Raw genomic sequence first — 19369 nt, 5'->3', positions numbered from 1 at the left:
TGCCAGATTCCGCGGGCTTTCGCGATGCCGGGGCGGCGTGTCGTCCCGTCCGTCGCGTGCGCCGCGGGGTGGCGTCACCCGGCCTGCAGGATGCGCCAAGCCGCGCCAACCGCCGGCGGAGGATTGCGTTGCGGGCGGGCGGATGGCAAGTATCGCTGCCTCCAGGGAGCCACAGTTCATGCGTCAGTCCACAGTTCATTGCCTTTCCCGGCTGGTTTTGGCCGCCTTGTTCGCCGGCTCCCTTGCCGGCGAGGCGGCGGCGCTGAGCCTGAAACCCTGGAAGGACGACCTGTTCGGCTACGGCACGGTGGTGGAGACGGGCGACGACGGCGCGCTGAGGGTCGTCGACTACCAGGAACTGCGCGACATCAACGGCCGCGACCAGGTGCCGGAGCGCCGGGTGAAGGCGGCCTATGTCTCGACGGCGGTGAAGAAGGCGCAAAAGAACGCGACGATCGCCACGCCCGCCGGGCCGATCGATGTCGCGATGACCGGCAAGGCGGAGGGTGCGGCCTTTACCGTCATCTTCATCCACGGCCGCGGCGGCGACCGGCGGCTCGGCAACAACGACTGGAATTTCGGCGGCAACTTCAACCGGCTGAAGAACCTCGCCGCGCAGAACGGCGGGGTCTATTACGCGCCGAGCGTGCCCTCCTTCGACGACAAGGGTGCGGCGCGGGTCTCCGGCCTCATCCTGACGGCCAAGGCGCTGTCGCCGGAGGCGCCGGTCATCCTCGCCTGCGCCTCGATGGGCAGCTTTATCTGCGCCCGCGTGGCGCGCGATCCGGCGGCGGTGAAGAGCCTTGCCGGCATGGTGCTGATGGGCGGGGCGGCCGATGGCGACTACGGCAGGACGCCGGCCTTCAGGGCGAAGCTGCCGGTCTTCTTCACCCATGGCGACAGCGACAGCGTCTATGCCGCGAACGACCAGATCGCGGTGTTCCGGCGCCTGCGCAAGGCCGGCGTGCCGGCGCGCTTCGTGCTGTTCCAGACCGGCGGCCACGGCACCCCCGTGCGCATGACCGACTGGCGCGAGACGCTCAACTGGCTGTTTGCGCAATAGGCATTTCCGCCTTTCGCCGAACCGCGAGATGCCCGGTCCTTTTGTCGACCCGCAATTCCGGACGCAAAACCGCTGCGTACTTTTGCTGGAATTTCTCCGGAAATTCAGGCCGAGCGCAGCAGGACCTTGGTCGAGCCGACGGCGGCGGCGATCTTCTGGTAGTGGGCGGAGCGCTTTTCCGAGTTCTCGCCGGCGCGCAGCAGTTGCGTCGCGGCTTCCTCGATGACGCGGCTCGCCTGCTGCATCGCCTGGTTCAGCTTCTCCCGCTTGATGGCGGTATAGACCTTGGCCTCGCGCAGCCGGGGATTGCGCCGCGAACGCTGCTTCGGCACGCGGGTGTCGGCATTGGCGGACTGGATGCTGCCCAGCCGGCTCGCCGCGCGGCCGACGATCTGCCGCGCCTGCCCATAGGCCGGGCCTTCGGGAATGCGGCGGGAGATGTCGAGCAGCCGATGGCGCAGACAGTCGACGCGGTAGATCCGGTCGTAGCTGCCGCATTCGGACCGCGCGGCGGCGAGATTGGCGAGAATGGCGTTGGTGATGAAATCGCTGGGCGTTGCCGCCCCCTCGGCCTGCGAATTGCTCGATCCCCGGGGCGAAGGGTCGGTGGACTGGCCGTAGCCGTCGGAAACGCCGGTCACGGCGAGCGCGGCGGTGAGCACCGCGGCGTAAAGGGGATGCAGTCGTCCGCTCGAAACCATGAAACCCTCCTCCTGTTTCGTCCGGCTATTCCGTCTGGCCGAAGGCGATGCGCATGCTGCGCTGCGTGCCCGCGCCGATGGCCCCGTCGATGGCGCCGGCATAGAACCGGTTGCGCTGCAGCTCCGCCTGGAGCGCGCGCCGCGTCGCAGGCTTGAACATGGTCGGGCGGGTGGTGAGCTGCTCCAGCACGTCGTTCACGCCGGAGCGCAGCGCGCTGTAGAGATAGGCGGCGGCATCCTCCGGCGTCCTGCCCGGCACCAGCCCGTCGTCGATCAGCGCCGCGACGTTGAACATGGCCTGCGGGTGGCGCAGGTCCGCCGCGCGGATGAAGAGCTCCACCGCCTTCTTCGGATCGCGCGCCAGCCCGTCCGCGCCCTGATAGTAGAGGAAGCCGAGATCGTTGATGGCATCGGCGAAGCCGAGATCGGCGGCGCGCCGGTAGAGCCTGATGGCCTCGGGCACGTTCTGCGCGGTGCCGATGCCCTTCTCGTGGAGTTTCGCCAGCTCGAACATCGCCTCGGCATCGCCCGCCTCGGCCGCCCTGCTGAAAAGGCCGAACGCCTTTTCCGGCTGGAACTTCTGCGTGTCCGGCGTCAGCGCCATGTAGCCGAGGCCGATCATGGCGCGGGTGTCGCCTTCGCCGGCGAGCGCTGCGAGCTGCTGCTCCTGGTCCGGCTTGAGCGCCTGCCACTGCGCGGCCTTGTCGGCAAGGCCGGCGACGGCGGCGTCCTCGCCGGCGAGGAAATAGGGCGCGCCCGAGAGCGAGCCGTAGAAATGCGGCTGCTGGCGGTTGGCGGTGAGCGCCATCACCCGGTCGCGGACCTGGCGGAAGACGAGGCCGATCTCGACATTCTTCCGCGGCAGGCTTTCGAGGATGGCGGTGGCGAAGGGGCTGTGCGCGCCGTCGCCGTCGAGCGCCACCTTGCCGCCCTCCGCGGCGTAGACGACCATCATGCCCTGGGCGGGATCGGGCGCCGATAGGCCGGCGCCGCCGAGCGTCACCCCGTTTGCCGCCGCCGCGCCGACGAGCGTCGGGAACGGGTTGTCGCGGCAGGAATCGAGGATGACGATGCGCAGTTTGCGCGCGCTTTCCACGCTGGCGAGGACGGAGGCGAGGCTGACGGCCTGCTGCGGGATCGTCGCCGGGTCGTCGACCTTGACGTCGACGGGCACGAGATAGTTCTCCCCCGCCGCCTCGACGCCGTGGCCGGCATAATAGACGAGGGCGACTTCCGCGGTCTCGGTCTTGCGCGCGAAGGCGACGATGGTGTCCTGCATGCGGGCGAGGGGGGCATCGACCACGAGATCGACGGAGAAATCGAGCCGCTGCAGCATGTCGGCAACGGCCTGCGCGTCGGCCCCGGTGTTGCGCAGCGGCGATATGGCCGTATAGGCCGACATGCCGATGACCAGCGCGACGCGTCTTGCCGCGGCGGCGGGGACGGCCTGCGCCGCCTCGGCGGTCGTGCCGGCCTCGACCCTGGTCTTGATGCCCATCAGGCCGCGCGTCTTCTCCTCGGCGGTCGGAGCCTGCGCGACGGCGCCGCCGGCGAGGAAAAGCCCCGCCAGAAGCACGAGGAAAAAACCTGTCGAGGAACCTGTGCGCCGCATCTTCGCCTTCCCCTCGGCGCCCGCTGCGCCTTGGATGTTACGTCCGACGGGGGCGGCCTATTCGCCTTCACCCGGAACTATCCGGCTTTCCTTGCGGCCTTCGATTTGCTACGCCGCAAGCCACGCGAATTTCAAGGACAGGGAGGCCCCATGACACCGGATGTAACCCCGCTCGTTGCCGGGAACTGGAAGATGAACGGCACGCGCGCATCGCTCGACCAGATCAAGGCGATGGCCGAAGGCGTGAAGGGGCCGCTTTCCGACAAGGTCGAGACGCTGATCTGCCCGCCGGCGACGCTGCTCTATGTCGCCACCGCGCTCTGCGACGACAGCCCGCTGATGATCGGCGCGCAGGACTGCCACGAGAAGGCCTCCGGCGCCCATACCGGCGACGTCTCGGCGGAAATGATCGCCGACTGCTTCGGCACCCATGTCATCGTCGGCCATTCCGAGCGCCGCACGGACCACAAGGAAAGCGACGCGCTGGTGCGCGCCAAGGCGGAGATCGCCCATGCGAACGACCTCGTCGCGATCATCTGCATCGGCGAGACCGGCGACGAGCGCAAGGCGGGCAAGACGCTCGACGTGCTGAAGGCGCAGCTCGCGGCCTCCGTGCCGGACGGCGCGACGGCGGAAAACACCGTCATCGCCTACGAGCCCGTCTGGGCGATCGGCACGGGGCTTACGCCGACGGCGGCCGATGTCGAGGAGGCGCACGCCTTCATGCGCGCGCAGCTGACCGGCCGCTTTGCCGGCGAGGGCGCGAAGATGCGCATCCTCTACGGCGGCTCGGTGAAGCCGGGCAATGCGCAGGAGCTGATGGGCGTCGCCAATGTCGACGGCGCGCTGATCGGCGGGGCGAGCTTGAAATCGGACGACTTCCTTGCCATCTACCGCGCATACGAAGCGCTGACCGCCTGACTTTCATAATGCCCGTTTCGGGTCGCCCCCTCATCCGCCTGCCGGCACCTTCTCCCCGCGGGGGAGAAGGGGAGAGCCGCAAGCGCCCCGTTTCCTTCTCCCCCGCGGGGAGAAGGTGGCCCGAAGGGCCGGATGAGGGGGGGACCCTGACCCGCTTCGGCCAAAAGGGCGGGCGGATCGACAGCTAGGGCTTGGAATGGTGCGCGGCTTGGTATATTGAGCCGCAAACCTGACATTTGGGCCATCTGGCCGGGATACCGAAAACATGCAGACCATCTTGCTCGTCATCTATCTCATGGTCGTCGTCGCGCTGATCGGCGTCGTGCTGATCCAGCGGTCTGAAGGCGGCGGCCTCGGCATCGGTGGCGGCTCCGGCTTCATGTCGGCGCGCGGCACGGCCAATGCCCTGACGCGCACCACGGCGATTCTCGCCACGCTGTTCTTCGTGCTGGCGCTCGGCATGGGCATCCTTGCCCGCTACGAGACGCAGCCGACCGACATCCTCGACCGTATCCCCGGCACGACCGGCACCGGCGGCGTGCTCGACGCGCTCGGCGGCGCATCGCAGGGCGAAGGCACCCAGAACAACAACAACAACACGACCAACCAGACGCCCGCGACGACCGGCACCGACGCCGTTCCGACCGATGGCGGCACGGCGACCGGCACCGGCGACACGCCCGCGACGGGCACCGGCACGGGCGCTGCAACGGGCACGGAGCAGAACTCCGGCGTCCCGAGCGGCCAGTAAGCCGCAAGGACCGAAAACGAACCGGCCGGTTGGCGAAATCCAACCGGCCTTCTTCTTGTGTAAAACGCCGATTGCGACTTCCGAAATCACGCCCAAGGTGATTTTTCGGTGGCGGAATCGATTTTGAAAAGGTATCCGGTGACTCCCATGGCGCGATATGTATTCATCACAGGCGGCGTGGTCTCCTCCCTCGGAAAAGGCATTGCCGCCGCTGCACTCGGAGCTCTCCTTCAGGCCCGCGGCTACCGCGTCCGCCTCAGGAAGCTGGACCCCTATCTCAATGTCGACCCGGGCACGATGAGCCCGACCCAGCACGGCGAGGTGTTCGTTACCGACGACGGTGCGGAAACCGACCTCGACCTCGGCCACTACGAGCGCTTCACCGGCCGCTCGGCCACCAAGACCGACAACATCACCACCGGTCGCATCTACAAGAACATCATCGACAAGGAACGCCGCGGCGACTATCTCGGCGCGACCGTGCAGGTCATTCCGCACGTCACCAACGAGATCAAGAACTTCGTCATCGAAGGCAACGAGGACTACGATTTCGTCATCTGCGAGATCGGCGGCACGGTGGGCGACATCGAGGCCATGCCCTTCATGGAGGCGATCCGCCAGCTCGGCAACGACCTGCCGCGCGGCACCGCGGTTTATGTGCACCTGACGCTGATGCCCTACATTCCGGCGGCGGGCGAACTGAAGACCAAGCCGACGCAGCATTCCGTCAAGGAGCTGCAGGCGATGGGCATCCATCCCGACATCCTGCTCGTGCGTGCCGACCGGGAAATCCCGGAAGCCGAGCGCAGGAAGCTCTCCTTGTTCTGCAACGTGCGCCCGACGGCGGTCATCCAGGCGCTCGATGTCGCGTCGATCTACGACGTGCCGCTCGCCTATCACAAGGAAGGCCTCGACGACGAGGTGCTGGCCGCCTTCGGCATCGAGCCGGCGCCCAAGCCGCGCCTCGAAGCCTGGCAGACCGTTTCCGATCGCATCAAGACGCCCGAGGGCGAGGTGACGATCGCCATCGTCGGCAAGTATACCGGCCTCAAGGACGCCTACAAGTCGCTGATCGAGGCGCTGTATCACGGCGGCATCGCCAACCACGTCAAGGTCAAGCTCGAATGGATCGAGTCGGAGGTCTTCGAGAAAGAGGACCCGGCGCCCTACCTCGAAAAGGTGCACGGCATCCTCGTTCCCGGCGGGTTCGGCGAGCGCGGGTCGGAGGGCAAGATCAACGCGGCGCGTTTTGCCCGCGAGCGCAAGGTGCCCTATTTCGGCATCTGCTTCGGCATGCAGATGGCGGTGGTGGAAGCGGCGCGCAACCTCGCCGGCATCGAGAAGGCCTCCTCGACCGAATTCGGCAAGACGGCGGAACCCGTCGTCGGCCTGATGACGGAATGGGTGAAGGGCAACGAGCTGGAGAAGCGCTCGGCGTCCGGCGACCTCGGCGGCACGATGCGCCTCGGCGCCTATCGCGCGGCGCTGAAGGGCGGCACGAAGATCGCCGACATCTACGGCTCGACGGATATTTCCGAACGCCACCGCCACCGCTACGAGGTGAATGTCGACTACAAGGACCGGCTCGAAAGCTGCGGCCTCGTCTTCTCCGGCATGTCGCCGGATGGCATCCTGCCGGAGACGGTGGAATATCCCGACCATCCGTGGTTCATCGGCGTGCAGTACCACCCGGAGCTGAAGAGCCGCCCGCTCGATCCGCATCCGCTCTTCGCGAGCTTCGTGGAAGCGGCGCTGGAACAGAGCCGCCTCGTCTGAGGAAAGCCTCCTTCGCGTCTGTCGGGCCAGACCCGACCAGCCATGCCGCGGGTGCGGTGGTGGATCCTCGGGTCAAGCCCGAGGATGACGGCAGAGGGCTGGGAGAGGCTTGTCAAAGAATCGAGCCCGGTGGCGACACCGGGCTCTTGCTTTTGGAAGGACCACCTTTCCGTCATCCTCGGGCTTGACCCGAGGATCCACACGCACCCGTGGTTCGGAGAGGTTGATTGCCTTGGCGATGGAAGGAGCCCGGCATTTCTGCCGGGCTTCCTGCTTTTGTCATTCGGCCGCCTGGGCGAGGGCGCCGATCCCGTCGTCGGGATTCTGGCCGGCGAGGACGCGCTGGCCGATGCCGATGGTGAGCGCCGCGCCGAGGCCGGCGGCGACGGAGACCCAGAAGCCGTTCTGGGCGCCGAAATTGTCCACCGCCCAGCCGGCGACGAAGGCGCCCAGCGCCATGCCGATGCCGATGCCGGTCGTCACCCAGGTGACGCCTTCCGTCAGCATGGCGGACGGCACGCGGCGTTCGACGAGGCCGAAGGCGGTGATGAAGGTGGGCGAGATGGCGATGCCGCTGACGAAGACGGCGAAGGCCAGCAGCGGCACCGTGCCGGCGAAGGGCAGCGGCAGGGCGGTGAGCGCCAGCACGGCGACGGCGATCATCAGCTGCTTCTGCAGCGCCATCCTCGGGTTCAGCGCGCCGAGGACGAGGCCGACGACGAAGGAGCCGATGGCATAGACGCCGATGACGAGGCTGGCGGCGTTCGGCTGGCCGAGGTCCTTGGTGATCGCCACGGCCGAGACCTCGGCGGTCGCGAAGGTGGCGCCGACGAAGACGAGGGCGAGCGTGATGATCTGGACGGGGCGCAGGCGGATCGCCGATTTCTGCGGCGCGCTGCCGGCGACATGCTGCACGGCCGGCTCCGTCGCGCGCTGCAGCACGAAGGCGAGCGTGCCGACGGCGAGGAAGGCGGTGCTGACCAGCATGCCGGCCTCCGGGAAGAGCGCGACGGCAAGGCCGACCGAGAGCGAGGCGCCGGCGATGTAGACCAGCTCGTCGGCGGCCGATTCGAAGGCGAAGGCCGTGTTGAGCTCGGGCCTGTCGCGAAAAATCTCCGTCCAGCGGGCGCGCAGCATGGCGGGCATGGAGGGCATGGCGGCAGCGAGGAAGGCGGAGGCGAAGAGCGTCCAGGCCGGCCAGCCCTGGTGGGTGGCGGTTATCAGCGCCAGGAAGGCGAGGACGGAGACGATCGTGGCGGGCGTCAGCACCGCGGCCTGGCCGAAGCGGTCGACGAGGCGGGAGACCTGCGGGGCGATGAGCGCATTGGTGAGCGCGAAGGTGGCGGAGACCGCGCCGGCGAGCCAGTATTCGCCGTGGGTCTGCGAGAGCATGGCGACGATGCCGATCGGCGCCATGGCGATGGGAAGGCGGGCGAGGAAGCCGGCGGCGGAGAACGACTTCGTTCCCGGCACGCTGAAAATTTCCTTGTAGGGGTTGGACATGGCCTGCTCCTGGAAAGGGACGGGTTCGATAATTACATACGCGGCGTATGTTGAAGAGATAGTTGCATACGTGGCGTATGTCAAATAAAATACGCGGCGTATGTGAATGAGGAGACGCCATGCGCAAGCCGCGTGAGGAAATGATCGCCGAAACACGGGCCAAGCTGATCGCCGCCGGACGGCAGGCCTTCGGCACGGTGGGCTATGCCGCCGCCTCGATGGACGATTTCACCGCCGGGGCCGGGCTGACGCGCGGCGCGCTCTACCACCATTTCGGCGACAAGAAGGGGCTGCTCCAGGCGGTGATCCAGCAGATTGACGCGGAAATGACCCTGCGGCTCAACCGGATCTCGGCCGCGGCGCCCGACCGCTGGCAGGGTTTTGTCGCGGAATGCGTCGCCTATATCGAGATGGCGCTGGAGCCGGAGATCCAGCGCATCATGTTCCGCGACGGGCCGGCCGTGCTCGGCGACGTCTCGCAATGGCCGACCAACAATGGCTGCATCGCCGCCCTCAGCCGCAGCATCGAGCAGCTGAAGGCCGATGGCGTGATGGGGGACATCGACACGGAGGCGGCGGCCCGGCTGATCAACGGGGCGAGCAGCCATGCCGCCCTGTGGATCGCCAAGTCCGACGATCCGGAGGAGACCTCCAGGCGGGCGGTCAAGGGGTTCCGGACGCTGCTGGAGGGGCTGCGCGTCAAGGGCTGAGGGCCGCCTACGGCCCTGCCGGCGCTTCCTTCAATTCGCAGGCATTCGTGCCTATCGTCATCGTGTTGCCGCGCCAGTCGATGGCGCCGCCGATCCAGGCGCGCAGCCAGATGGCCGGCATCATGGCGTCCCGCACCATCATCGCCGGCACGGACCACAGGGAAAGCCGCCAGCCCTTGGCAAGCGCAAGGGCGGCTTCCGGCAGGTAGAGGCCGGCGAGCACGAGCAGCACGGCGGGCAGGACCGGCGCAACGCCGAGGAGCACCGCGGCGAGCGCGAGAAGCAGCGGCGGGACGGCGCCGAGCAGGATTTCCGGGCTGAAGAAGGCGGGGAAGGTGACGCGGCGCAGGCGCGACCAGCGGCACTGGCGCGACCAGACCTCCTGCCCGGTGCGCCGCCCCAGCGGCTGCTCGAAGGGCGAGGAGACGAGGTGCACCTTGAGGCCGAGCCGGCTGACGAGCTTGGTGGAGGCGGCGTCCTCGGCGATCTCGGCGTTCAGCGCCTGGATGCCGCCATTGGCATCGAGCATCGGCTTGTACCAGAGCATGCTCTTGCCCTGCGCGAAACCGAGGCCGAGCGCCTCGCCGGCATATTGCCAGCGGGCCTGCTGGGTGTTGAGGAACATGCATTCCACCTCCGCCCAGAAGCCGTCCGGCCGCGAGCCGAGCGGCGTCGAGCAGACGAGGCCCGAATCGCTGCGCCAGCCGCCCATCAGGTGCCGGATATAATCGGGCGGCATCAGGACGTTCGAATCGGCAAGGATCACCCAGTCGTGCCGCGCCGCCTGCCAGCCCTTGACGCAATTGTTGAGCTTCGGATTGGCGCTGATGCGATCATCGCCGACAAGGATGCGCGCGGCGACATGCGGATGGGCGGCGGCCGCCGCCTCGATCAGCGGCACGATGGGATCGCCCGCATGGGCGACGCAGAAGAGCAGCTCGTAGTCCGGCCAGGTGAGGCGGAAGGCGCGCTCCAGCGTCTCCGCGGAGAAATTCTCGATGCCGCGCACGGGAATGACGATGGAGACGGGCGGTCTCTCCTCGATCTCGGGCGGCGCCGCGCCCGTCGGCTTCAGCCGCTTACCGGCGATGAGGATGCTGAGGAGGTTGGTGGCGACGAGGGCGCCCGAGGCAAGGGCCAGGGCCTGAGCCGTATCCATTCACGCGTACTCCGCTGGGCGCCGGATCACGATGCGGCCGCCGGGGTGCATTCACGCGCGAAGAGACACCATCGTCCCATGACAGGGGAATGACGGGCGGCGCGACGGGCTTTGGCGGGGGTGTCCGCGCTCCACAGACCGCGCCTGCCAGGGCCGGGCCATATGCGGCATCGTCTTCTTCCCTTCTCCCCCTGGGGAGAAGGTGGCCCGAAGGGTCGGATGAGGGGGCGATACGGACGAATCCTTTGCTTTTCTTGCCTTCGCCATCCCCCTCATCCGCCTGCCGGCACCTTCTCCCCGCGGGGGAGAAGGGGATGTGGCGACGGTTTCCTTGCCTGTGCGATAGCCCTTGCGCCCGGGGCAGGGACGGCCGTTGCCGGGGATTATGACAGGAAATCGGCGGTCGTGGTGACCTTGCCGTAGCCGAATTCCAGCGCCGACATGATGGTGGCGTGGACCTGGGCGGCCGGGACGAGCGAATCACCGAAGGCCTTGTCGCGCGTGGCGCAGGCGTCGTGCACGACGGTGAGGTTGTAGCCGAGGTCGGCGGCGGCGCGCGCCGTCGCGTCGATGCAGACGTCGCTCATCGCGCCGACGACCACCACGTCCTCGATGCCGCCGTCCCGCAGCGTCTCGTCGAGCGCCGTCCCGCGGAAGGAATTCGGATGGTTCTTGACGATGACCGTGTCGTCTTCGCGCGGCGTGACGGCCGGGATCGGCTCGATGCCCTCCGTGCCCGGGGCGAAGAGCGGCGAGGCGGCTTCCTTCGCGACGTGGTGGACATGGATGATCCGGTCGCCCCTGCCGCGCCCGGCCTCGACGATACGCGCGGCATTGGCGGCGGCGGCATCGATGCCCGCCAGCGCGAAGCTGCCGGAGGAAAGATAGTCCTTCTGGAGGTCGACGATGATGATGGCGCGCTTGCTCATGGCGGTTCCTTCTTGCAGGCGATGGACGATGTGGACATTCTGCCCCCGGCCTGCCATCTCTCGCCATTGGCGGGACCGACATAATCCGGGGTGAAAGTGACATGGCGCGTGCAGCCGAGATCGGACTGGTTCTCTATCCCGGCGTGCAGATGGCCGCCGTGCTCGGCATGACCGATCTCTTCCGGTCGGCGATGGAACTCGGCCGGAAGAAGGGGCGGGCAGGGCCTCTCCTCACCGTCAGCCACTGGCGGCTGGAGGACGGCGTGCCGGTGCGGGTGGACGCGGAGGGCGACGCGGCGTCGCGTCCCTGCGTGCTCGTCCTGCCGCCGGCGCTCGGCGATCCGATCCGGCGCGAGGAGGCGGCGCCCTTTGCCGCCTGGCTGCGCGAATGCCATGCGGGCGGCATCCAGCTCGCCTCGATCTGCGCCGGCGCCTTCCTCCTGGGCGAGACGGGGCTTCTCGCCGGCCGCACGATCACCACCAACTGGGTGATCGCCGAGACGTTCGAACGGCGGTTTCCCGACGTCACCGTCGATACCGACCGGCTGCTCGCCGACGACGGCGACATCGTGACGGCCGGCGGCGTGATGGCCTGGGTCGATCTCGGGCTGAAGCTCATCGACCGCTTCCTCGGGCCGACGATCATGCTGGAGATCGCCCGGCAGTTCGTCATCGATCCGCCGGGCCGCGAGCAGCGCTATTACAGCACCTTCTCGCCGCGCCTCCTGCATGGCGATGCGGCGATCCTGAAGGTGCAGCATTTCCTGCAGGCGAGCGAGGCGCGCGAGATCGGCCTCGACCTGCTCGCCGCGCAGGCCGGGCTGGAGGAACGCACCTTCCTCAGACGCTTCCGCAAGGCGACGGGGCTGACGACGACGGACTATTGCCAGCGCCTGAGGGTGGCCAAGGCCCAGGAGCACCTGCAGTTCACCACGCGCTCCGTCGACCGCGTGGCGCTCGATGTCGGCTACAACGATCCCGGCGCCTTCCGGAAAGTCTTCGCCCGCATCGTCGGGCTGACGCCGGGGGAGTATCGCAAGCGGTTCCGTTCGTGAGCGCGCGCGGCTGACGAGGTGCCCCCCTCTGGCCTGCCGGCCATCCCCCTTGAGGGGGAGATGGCCGGCAGGCCAGAGGGGGGATTGCGGCACGCTCCACCCTACACTCGCGACTGCCGCTCCTTAGGGTCTCACCCCGTATCGGGCGCCCCTCCCGGCCGCGGGCGGTTGCGCACCACGGTGACGGTGCAGGGGGCGTGGGCGGCGACCTCGCCGGAGACGCTGCCGAGCATGGAGCGCATGGCCGATTCGGCGCGCGCGCCCATCACGATGTGGTCGACATAGTTTTCCCGCGCATAATCGAGGATGGCGTCGGCCGGCGAGACGGCCTCCAGCACATGGAAGGTGATGCCGCCGCCGGGGACGGCAAGGCCTGTCGACCAGGTGCGCAACTCGACCAGGCGCAGCACATGCTTGTTGCGGCCTTCCTCGTCCAGCGAGGTGTCGATGGCGATGCGGTTGATCTTCAAGACGTTGATGCAGGCGATGCGGGCGTCCGGCGTGTTCTCGATGATGCGGGCGACGGTCCTGTGCATGGCGTCGGCAAGGTCCGGCGTGCTGGCGGCAAGGTCGATCGCCACGGCGACGATCGGCGCATTGGCGAGCTGGGCCTCGGCGGTCTGCGGCTTGACGGTCTCGATAGGCACCGGGTTGAAGCGGCGGCGCAGCACCATGCCGAGCGGGTCCCGCTTCATCTTCTCCGCCCGTGCCGTCAGCTTGACGGCGGAAAGGTCCTGCAGGTCGAGCGCGAGCTGGGCGGCGCTCGGATAGCGCCAGGCGGGGTTGACCTCCAGGCAGCGCAGGATGACCTCCTGCAGGGCGGGCGGGATGGCGGCGTTGCGGGCGCGCGGCGGCAGCGGATCGCGCCATAGGCGCCGCTTCAGGCCCTTCAGGCGCTGCGGATCGCCGAAAGGACGCTCGCCGGTCGCGAAGAAGTACAGGAGGACGCCGAGGGCGAAGAGATCGCTGCGGAAATCGCTGCGCGTGCCGAGAACCTGTTCCGGCGCCATGTAGGGCGCGGTGCCGTAGGGCAGGCGGAACTGCTCGTCCATCAGGTCGGGCAGGTGGATGTGGCGGGCAAGGCCGTAGTCGATCAGCACGGCCTCGCCGCTTTCGCGGAACATGACGTTGGAGGGCTTCAGGTCGAGATGCACGACATGCTGGCGGTGCAGCGAATCGAGCGCGACGGCGATCTTCGCGCCGAGCGCGGCGACCTCCTCCGGCGGCAGCGGAAGGCGCTCCAGCAGCGGATAGAGCGAGGTGCCGGGCAGGCGCTCCATGACGATATAGGGCAGCGTCGCGAAATCGCCGTTGGCGACGAAGCGCGGCACATGCGGGCCGGACAGGCGCGGCAGGATCATCTGCTCCATCTCGAAGCCGACGATGGCGGCCGGATCGTCGCCCTCGCCGATGACGGGCACCTTCATCAGGATCGGGAAATCGATGTCGGGCCGCGACACGGCCCAGATGCGCGCCATGCCGCCATTGTGCGCGATGGCCTCGATGAGGAAGCCGTCGATGACATCGCCGGGTTTCAGCCGTGCCTTGACCATCAGCGCCCCCGCAAGAGCCGGTCGGCGAGCGAGGCCGGCAGCCCGGCCGCGCGGATCTTCCCGGCCGCGCGCTCCACGTCATAGGCGGCGCGCTGGAAGCGGAGCTCGGCGCTCTGTGTGTCGTAGAGCGCGTAGGCGGCCGCGGGATCGCCGTCGCGCGGCTGGCCGACGGAGCCCATGACGGCGAGCCAGCGGCGCTGCGGCAGGAGCGGCACGGGGGTGGCGGCGACAGGGCGGAAATGCGTGACCCTGCCGCCCGGCGCCGTCGAATAGAGCGCCGGCTTGTGCACATGGCCGCAGAAGCTGACGCGCGCCGCGCAGGCCGCTAGGTGCCGGCCGGCATCGCTGGCGTCGAGCACATAGTTCCAGGCGGGCGGCGCGCTGGCATCGGCATGCACGAAGAGGCAGTCGCCCTCGCGCGCCTCGAAGGGCAGGGCGGCGAGGAAGGCGCGGCTTTCGCCGCCGAGCTGGCGGCGCGTCCATTCGAGGGCGAAGGTCGCGGTCGGGTTCATCGAGACGGCGGGATTGCCGACCGCCTCGTCATGGTTGCCGCGCAGCACGACGGCGCCGCCTGCGGCAAGCGCCATCGCCCGTTCCGCGCACCATTCCGGATCCGCCCCGTAGCCGACGATGTCGCCGAGCAGCACGAGGCGGTCGGCCCCGGCGCCTTCGACGGCGGCGAGCACGGCCTCGAAGGCTTCGCGGTTGGCGTGGATATCGGAGAGGATGGCAAGCAGCATGGCAGTCCGGCTTCGTCGACGTCGGGCGAGCATAACCCGGCTTTGCGCCTGCAGCCATTCAACGGAAGGGGAATATCGGCCGGCCGGACCTTCGCTTCGTCAAGTCTGGCGGCTGGGGAAGGCGAAGAGGTCGGTATCCGCATCGGCATGGCCGGCGATCCCGGCCGCGACGATCTCGGCGGCGATCTGGCTGAAGGTGATGCCGTTGCCGCCGAAGCCCATGACGGCGAAGACATTCTCGAGGCCCGGCACGCGCCCGATCAGCGGCAGGCCGGTGCGGGTGATGCCGAAGGGGGCCGCCCAGACGTGGTCGGGCTCCGGCAGGGCAAGGCCGAGCAGGGTTTCGGCCTTGCGGCGGATGGTCGCCGCCTTCTGCCGCAGCTTCCTTGCGGACGCATAGGCCTCGGCGCTGTCCTCGTCCTCGCCGCCGACGATCAGCCGTCCGTCGCGCGTGCGGCGGAGATAGAGATAGGGGTCGGCGCCCTCCCAGACGATGCACGTCTTCAGCCAGTCCGGCAGCGTGGTGCCGGGCGGGGTGGCGAGGGCCCAGGTGGAGACGATGGCATGCTCCTTGTCGGCGACGGCCTCCAGGAACTCGTAGCCGGAGCAGAAGGCGGCGTGGCCGGCCGACAGGATCCGTCCTTCCGCCGTCGCCAGGAACACCCGGCCCGCGGCGCTGCGCAGGTCGGTGATCTCCAGCGGGCTGACGAGCTCCACGCCGCGCGCCATCGCCGCGCGCAGGATGCCGGCGGCCATCTGCGCCGGATTGGCCGCGGCGGAGATGTCGCTGAGGATGGCGCCGGTGCGCGTGATCGAAAAGCGTTCGGCAAGGGTGGCGGTGTCAAGATATTCCGCCGCGATGCCGGCGGCGCCGCGCGCCTCGGCCTCCTCCCGCAGGGCCCGGCGGCCATAGGCCTCGCCGGCGAGGAACAGGGTCTGCTTGCGCTCGAAGCCGCAGGTGAGGCCGAGATCGGCGACGATGCCCGACAGGCGCTCGACGGCGCGGGCGGAGCGCTGCCAGGCACGGCGGGCCTTCGGCGCGCCGATCATGTCCGAGAGCCTCGAGAGGGGGATGTCGATCTCGTGCTGGATCATCGCGGTGCTGGCAAGCGTGCTGCCATGCACGGGCAGGCGCCGGTCGACGACGAGCACCGAGCGCGTGCCGTCCGCCAGCGCATGGGCCATCAGCGCCCCGGAAATGCCGGCGCCGACGATGATGACGTCATAGTCGGTACGCGACGGCCTTGGCCGCGCGCGAAGCGAAAGGCGCGGCGAACCGGCCCAGAGGGGGCGGGATTCGTGGAGGTCGCGCTGGCGGGTGATGTCGCGGGATCTGGAAATGGGCGGGCTCCGGTGCGGGGACGCTGCGGGAAATGATCGGGTGGCGGAAAAGTTCCCGCAGGGCGCGGCGGGCCGTGCTGGCGCTTGCATTGCGCGCCGAAAGCGGGCAAAGCACGGGGCGCCTGAAACACGCCGGATTTTTCGCCATGACCGTGAGTTCGAGAACGCCCCGCCCGATCGACCATCTGGTGCTGCCGGTGTCCGACCTCGGGGTGGCCCGCGCGCGCCTGACCGCGCTCGGCTTCACCGTCGCCAGGGACGCCCGCCACCCGTTCGGCACGGAGAACTGTTGCGTCTTCCTTGCCGACGGTTCCTATCTCGAACCGCTCGGCATCGCCAACCGCGAGGAATGCGAGGAAGCGGCGCGCGGCGGCAATGTCTTCGTGGCGCGTGACCAGGCCTTCCGCTTCCGCCGCGGCCTCGAGGGCTTTTCCGCCATCGCCATGGCGAGCGGCGATGCCTGGGAGGACGACCAGCGCTATACCAATGCCGGCCTTTCCGGCGGCGAGGTGCTGGAATTTTCCCGCGACATGCTGCTGCCCGACGGGACCAGCGCGACCGGCAGCTTCCGCCTTGCCTTCGCCGCCGACCTGCGCAGCCCCGATTTCTTCTTCTTCGCCTCGCAGCGCATCCTGCCGCTGCCGGCCGACCGCAAATCGCTGGAGGCGCACGAGAATGGCGTCACCGCCCTGTCGGAGGTCGTCCTTTCGGAACAGAACCCGACGGATTTCCAGTATCTCGTGCAGGAGGCGGCCGACGAGCGCGCGGTCGAGGCCCTGTCCTTCGGCATGTCCGTCGATACGCCGCGCGGGCGCATCACCGTGCTCAACGATGCGGGCCTGGAGGGGTTTTACGGGATCGCGCCGGTCGCCGGCACGGATCGCGGCCTGAAAGGGCGCGCGGTCGTCTTCAAGGTTGAAAATACAGCGGAATGCGAGCGCCTCCTGACGGAACGCGGCGTCGCCTTCCATAAACGGGACAACCGCCTCCTCGTGCCGCCGGCACCCGGGCAGGGCGTCCTCCTTGTCTTCGGAGAATGAGATGAACACCAATTCCACCGTCGTCGTCGGCGAAGGCGCCAAGAAGGTCACCTTCGCCCAGGACAAGCGCTTCTCGCTGATCGCCGGCCCCTGCCAGATGGAGAGCCGCGACCATGCCTACATGATGGCCGGGGCGCTGGTCGAGATGACCGACAAGCTCGGCCTCGGCCTCGTCTACAAGTCCTCCTTCGACAAGGCCAACCGCACCTCGCTCTCCGGCAAGCGCGGCATCGGCCTTGAAAAGGCGCTGGAGGTCTTCGCCGACCTCAAGAAGGACTTCGGCTTCCCTGTCCTCACCGACATCCACACGGAAGAGCAGTGCGCCGTCGTCGCCGGGACGGTCGACATCCTGCAGATCCCGGCCTTCCTGTCGCGCCAGACGGACCTGCTCGTCGCCGCCGCCAGGACCGGCCGCGCGATCAACGTCAAGAAGGGCCAGTTCCTGGCGCCCTGGGACATGAAGAACGTGCTGGCGAAGTTCACCGAGAGCGGTAACCCCAACGTCATGCTGTGCGAGCGCGGCGCCTCCTTCGGCTACAACACGCTCGTCTCCGACATGCGCTCGCTGCCGATCATGGCCTCGCTCGGCGCGCCCGTCGTCTTCGACGCCACCCATTCGGTGCAGCAGCCGGGCGGGCAGGGCGGCTCGACCGGCGGCGACCGCCGGTTCGTCGAGACCCTGGCACGCGCGGCCATCGCCGTCGGCATCGCGGGCCTCTTCGTGGAGACCCACGAGGATCCGGACAACGCCCCCTCGGACGGCCCGAACATGGTGCACCTGAAGGACATGCCGCGGCTCCTGGAAAAGCTCGTCGCCTTCGACGACATCGCCAAGGCCTGACATTTCAAACGGATGACATGGAGACATGCCATCCGTTTTTCCCAAGGCGACGCACGCCATTGTAATTTCTGCATCCTCGATTAAAAGTGGATTTTAATCGATTTATAAACCCCGGAACAGGACGATCTCCATGACTGCAATCATCGACATCATCGGCCGCGAGATTCTCGACAGCCGCGGCAACCCCACCGTCGAAGTGGACGTGCATCTCGAAGATGGCAGCTTCGGCCGCGCGGCCGTTCCGTCGGGCGCCTCCACCGGCGCGCATGAAGCCGTCGAACTGCGCGACGGCGGCCAGCGTTACCTCGGCAAGGGCGTCGAAAACGCCGTCGCCGCCGTCAACGGCGAGATCTTCGAGGCGATCGGCGGGCTCGACGCCGAGGACCAGATCGCCGTCGACCAGACGATGATCGAGCTTGACGGCACGCCGAACAAGGCGCGCCTCGGCGCCAACGCCATCCTCGGCGTCTCGCTCGCCGTCGCCAAGGCCGCCGCGGAAGCCGCCAACCTGCCGCTCTACCGCTATGTCGGCGGCCCGAACGCCCGTGTCCTGCCGGTGCCGATGATGAACATCATCAATGGCGGCGCGCATGCCGACAACCCGATCGACTTCCAGGAGTTCATGATCGTCCCGGTCGGCGCCGACACCGTCCGCGACGCCGTGCGCATGGGCTCGGAAGTGTTCCACACGCTGAAGAAGCAGCTTGCGGCGGACGGCCACAACACCAATGTCGGCGACGAGGGCGGCTTCGCGCCGGGCCTCGCCTCCGCCCCCGCCGCCCTCGACTTCATCATGAAGTCGATCGAGAAGGCCGGCTACCGCCCGGGCGAGGACATGTTCATCGCGCTCGACTGCGCCTCGACCGAATTCTTCAAGGACGGCAAGTACGTGCTGGAAGGCGAAGGCCGCACGCTGGAGCCGGGCGCCATGGCCGATTACCTTGCGGAGCTCGCCGGCAAATACCCGATCTTCTCGATCGAGGACGGCATGGCGGAAGACGACTGGGACGGCTGGAAGGCGCTGACCGACAAGATCGGCAAAAAGGTCCAGCTCGTCGGCGACGACCTGTTCGTGACGAACTCGGCGCGCCTTCGCGACGGCATCAAGATGGGCGTCGGCAACTCGATCCTCGTCAAGGTCAACCAGATCGGCTCGCTCTCCGAGACGCTCGACGCCGTCGAGACCGCGCACAAGGCGAGCTACACCGCCGTCATGTCGCACCGCTCGGGCGAGACCGAGGATTCGACGATCGCCGACCTCGCCGTCGCCACCAACTGCGGCCAGATCAAGACCGGCTCGCTCGCCCGCTCCGACCGCACCGCCAAGTACAACCAGCTGATCCGCATCGAGGAACAGCTCGGCGCCCAGGCGAAATACGCCGGCCGCGGCATCCTGCGCGGCTGATCGGCTGCACGGCATCTTCCGGCGGCAGGGCGCAAGCGTTGCCGCCGGTTTCTTTTTGTGGAGGGCAAGGCTGCGGCATGTGGCAAAGCACCCCCCTCTGGCCTGCCGGCCATCTCCCCCTCAAGGGGGGAGATCGGATGGAGCAGCGCCTCGCCTCTCTTCAACGGTGCTGATCAAGCCAGGTTTGCACGTCTTGCCAATCTCCCCCTTGAGGGGGAGATGGCCGGCAGGCCAGAGGGGGGGACGCAAAGCGCAGACTGCCTATCCTT

17 protein-coding genes are annotated in these 19369 nt (G+C 68.2%); 9 read left to right on the top strand and 8 right to left on the bottom strand.

Annotation, left to right across the window (positions count from 1 at the left end; genetic code table 11):
- The first annotated feature begins 178 nt into the window (after positions 1–178).
- Entirely contained in the window at positions 179–1063 is an 885-nt protein-coding gene (locus AABQ55_RS14660; RefSeq protein WP_272805520.1) for an alpha/beta hydrolase, read from the top strand.
- A gap of 104 nt (positions 1064–1167) precedes the next feature.
- Here the strand turns inward: AABQ55_RS14660 and AABQ55_RS14655 are convergent, their stop codons facing one another.
- Together AABQ55_RS14655 and AABQ55_RS14650 are read right to left on the bottom strand one after the other, a co-directional pair.
- Positions 1168–1764: a hypothetical protein gene (locus tag AABQ55_RS14655; protein WP_244765404.1), complete on the bottom strand. Its 597-nt coding sequence runs from the start codon at positions 1762–1764 to the stop codon at positions 1168–1170.
- Positions 1765–1789: 25 nt separating this feature from the next.
- Positions 1790–3376: a caspase family protein gene (locus tag AABQ55_RS14650; RefSeq protein ID WP_272805519.1), complete on the bottom strand. Its 1587-nt coding sequence runs from the start codon at positions 3374–3376 to the stop codon at positions 1790–1792.
- Between the two features lie 150 nt (positions 3377–3526).
- Between AABQ55_RS14650 and tpiA the strand changes: the two genes are divergently transcribed.
- The 3 genes from tpiA to AABQ55_RS14635 all read left to right on the top strand — a co-directional run bounded on the left by tpiA (position 3527) and on the right by AABQ55_RS14635 (position 6824).
- Complete coding sequence (tpiA, locus tag AABQ55_RS14645) at positions 3527–4297, top strand: triose-phosphate isomerase (protein WP_272805518.1); 771 nt, start codon at positions 3527–3529, stop codon at positions 4295–4297.
- A 265-nt stretch (positions 4298–4562) separates the two neighbouring features.
- Positions 4563–5048, top strand: a complete 486-nt coding sequence (gene secG, locus AABQ55_RS14640; protein ID WP_272805517.1) for a preprotein translocase subunit SecG — start codon at positions 4563–4565, stop codon at positions 5046–5048.
- A gap of 147 nt (positions 5049–5195) precedes the next feature.
- Positions 5196–6824 (top strand): CTP synthase, encoded by a 1629-nt coding sequence (locus AABQ55_RS14635; protein WP_244765408.1) that lies wholly within the window; start codon positions 5196–5198, stop codon positions 6822–6824.
- Between the two features lie 279 nt (positions 6825–7103).
- Here AABQ55_RS14635 and AABQ55_RS14630 read toward each other — a convergent pair whose 3' ends face one another.
- Entirely contained in the window at positions 7104–8327 is a 1224-nt protein-coding gene (locus tag AABQ55_RS14630) for an MFS transporter (RefSeq protein WP_272805516.1), read from the bottom strand.
- A 119-nt stretch (positions 8328–8446) separates the two neighbouring features.
- Here AABQ55_RS14630 and AABQ55_RS14625 point away from each other — a divergent pair, with 119 nt between their 5' ends.
- A complete protein-coding gene (locus tag AABQ55_RS14625; RefSeq protein ID WP_244765410.1) occupies positions 8447–9037 on the top strand; it encodes a TetR/AcrR family transcriptional regulator in 591 nt (196 codons plus the stop codon).
- 7 nt (positions 9038–9044) lie between these two features.
- On the opposite strand, the gene AABQ55_RS14620 is transcribed toward AABQ55_RS14625, so the two are convergent.
- Positions 9045–10196 (bottom strand): ceramide glucosyltransferase, encoded by a 1152-nt coding sequence (locus tag AABQ55_RS14620; RefSeq protein WP_272805515.1) that lies wholly within the window; start codon positions 10194–10196, stop codon positions 9045–9047.
- Positions 10197–10579: 383 nt separating this feature from the next.
- Positions 10580–11125: a cysteine hydrolase family protein gene (locus AABQ55_RS14615; RefSeq protein WP_272805514.1), complete on the bottom strand. Its 546-nt coding sequence runs from the start codon at positions 11123–11125 to the stop codon at positions 10580–10582.
- 101 nt (positions 11126–11226) lie between these two features.
- Between AABQ55_RS14615 and AABQ55_RS14610 the strand changes: the two genes are divergently transcribed.
- The gene (locus AABQ55_RS14610; RefSeq protein WP_272805513.1) at positions 11227–12180 is read left to right on the top strand and encodes a GlxA family transcriptional regulator; all 954 of its coding nucleotides are present in this window, start codon (positions 11227–11229) and stop codon (positions 12178–12180) included.
- Between the two features lie 131 nt (positions 12181–12311).
- On the opposite strand, the gene AABQ55_RS14605 is transcribed toward AABQ55_RS14610, so the two are convergent.
- The 3 genes from AABQ55_RS14605 to AABQ55_RS14595 all read right to left on the bottom strand — a co-directional run bounded on the left by AABQ55_RS14605 (position 12312) and on the right by AABQ55_RS14595 (position 15904).
- On the bottom strand, positions 12312–13733 hold the full coding sequence (locus tag AABQ55_RS14605) for a serine/threonine protein kinase (RefSeq protein ID WP_272805512.1): 1422 nt from the start codon (positions 13731–13733) through the stop codon (positions 12312–12314).
- On the bottom strand, positions 13733–14473 hold the full coding sequence (locus tag AABQ55_RS14600; RefSeq protein WP_272805511.1) for a metallophosphoesterase family protein: 741 nt from the start codon (positions 14471–14473) through the stop codon (positions 13733–13735). Before AABQ55_RS14600 ends, AABQ55_RS14605 begins: the two co-directional genes overlap by 1 nt.
- 99 nt (positions 14474–14572) lie before the next feature.
- Positions 14573–15904, bottom strand: a complete 1332-nt coding sequence (locus AABQ55_RS14595) for an NAD(P)/FAD-dependent oxidoreductase (protein ID WP_272805510.1) — start codon at positions 15902–15904, stop codon at positions 14573–14575.
- Positions 15905–15960: 56 nt separating this feature from the next.
- Here AABQ55_RS14595 and AABQ55_RS14590 point away from each other — a divergent pair, with 56 nt between their 5' ends.
- From AABQ55_RS14590 to eno, 3 genes are all read left to right on the top strand, one after another.
- On the top strand, positions 15961–16854 hold the full coding sequence (locus tag AABQ55_RS14590; RefSeq protein WP_272805509.1) for a VOC family protein: 894 nt from the start codon (positions 15961–15963) through the stop codon (positions 16852–16854).
- A 1-nt stretch (position 16855) separates the two neighbouring features.
- Entirely contained in the window at positions 16856–17695 is an 840-nt protein-coding gene (kdsA, locus tag AABQ55_RS14585; RefSeq protein ID WP_272805508.1) for a 3-deoxy-8-phosphooctulonate synthase, read from the top strand.
- A gap of 130 nt (positions 17696–17825) precedes the next feature.
- On the top strand, positions 17826–19100 hold the full coding sequence (eno, locus tag AABQ55_RS14580) for a phosphopyruvate hydratase (protein ID WP_272805507.1): 1275 nt from the start codon (positions 17826–17828) through the stop codon (positions 19098–19100).
- The last annotated feature ends 269 nt before the right edge of the window (positions 19101–19369 follow it).

Source organism: Shinella sp. WSD5-1 (assembly GCF_963942435.1).
GTDB classification, from domain to species: domain Bacteria; phylum Pseudomonadota; class Alphaproteobacteria; order Rhizobiales; family Rhizobiaceae; genus Shinella; species Shinella yambaruensis.
Note: the sequence above shows the minus strand (reverse complement) of the source record. Positions and strands in the feature narration are given on the sequence as shown.

Coding starts and splice junctions, on each gene's coding strand:
- tpiA (WP_272805518.1), top strand. CDS start 3,527: ATGACACCGGATGTAACCCCGCTCGTTGCCGGGAACTGGAAGATGAAC.
- AABQ55_RS14660 (WP_272805520.1), top strand. CDS start 179: ATGCGTCAGTCCACAGTTCATTGCCTTTCCCGGCTGGTTTTGGCCGCC.
- secG (WP_272805517.1), top strand. CDS start 4,563: ATGCAGACCATCTTGCTCGTCATCTATCTCATGGTCGTCGTCGCGCTG.
- eno (WP_272805507.1), top strand. CDS start 17,826: ATGACTGCAATCATCGACATCATCGGCCGCGAGATTCTCGACAGCCGC.
- AABQ55_RS14635 (WP_244765408.1), top strand. CDS start 5,196: ATGGCGCGATATGTATTCATCACAGGCGGCGTGGTCTCCTCCCTCGGA.
- AABQ55_RS14610 (WP_272805513.1), top strand. CDS start 11,227: ATGGCGCGTGCAGCCGAGATCGGACTGGTTCTCTATCCCGGCGTGCAG.
- AABQ55_RS14620 (WP_272805515.1), bottom strand. CDS start 10,196: ATGGATACGGCTCAGGCCCTGGCCCTTGCCTCGGGCGCCCTCGTCGCC.
- AABQ55_RS14595 (WP_272805510.1), bottom strand. CDS start 15,904: ATGCAAGCGCCAGCACGGCCCGCCGCGCCCTGCGGGAACTTTTCCGCC.
- kdsA (WP_272805508.1), top strand. CDS start 16,856: ATGAACACCAATTCCACCGTCGTCGTCGGCGAAGGCGCCAAGAAGGTC.
- AABQ55_RS14625 (WP_244765410.1), top strand. CDS start 8,447: ATGCGCAAGCCGCGTGAGGAAATGATCGCCGAAACACGGGCCAAGCTG.
- AABQ55_RS14650 (WP_272805519.1), bottom strand. CDS start 3,376: ATGCGGCGCACAGGTTCCTCGACAGGTTTTTTCCTCGTGCTTCTGGCG.
- AABQ55_RS14600 (WP_272805511.1), bottom strand. CDS start 14,473: ATGCTGCTTGCCATCCTCTCCGATATCCACGCCAACCGCGAAGCCTTC.
- AABQ55_RS14655 (WP_244765404.1), bottom strand. CDS start 1,764: ATGGTTTCGAGCGGACGACTGCATCCCCTTTACGCCGCGGTGCTCACC.
- AABQ55_RS14630 (WP_272805516.1), bottom strand. CDS start 8,327: ATGTCCAACCCCTACAAGGAAATTTTCAGCGTGCCGGGAACGAAGTCG.
- AABQ55_RS14590 (WP_272805509.1), top strand. CDS start 15,961: ATGACCGTGAGTTCGAGAACGCCCCGCCCGATCGACCATCTGGTGCTG.
- AABQ55_RS14605 (WP_272805512.1), bottom strand. CDS start 13,733: ATGGTCAAGGCACGGCTGAAACCCGGCGATGTCATCGACGGCTTCCTC.
- AABQ55_RS14615 (WP_272805514.1), bottom strand. CDS start 11,125: ATGAGCAAGCGCGCCATCATCATCGTCGACCTCCAGAAGGACTATCTT.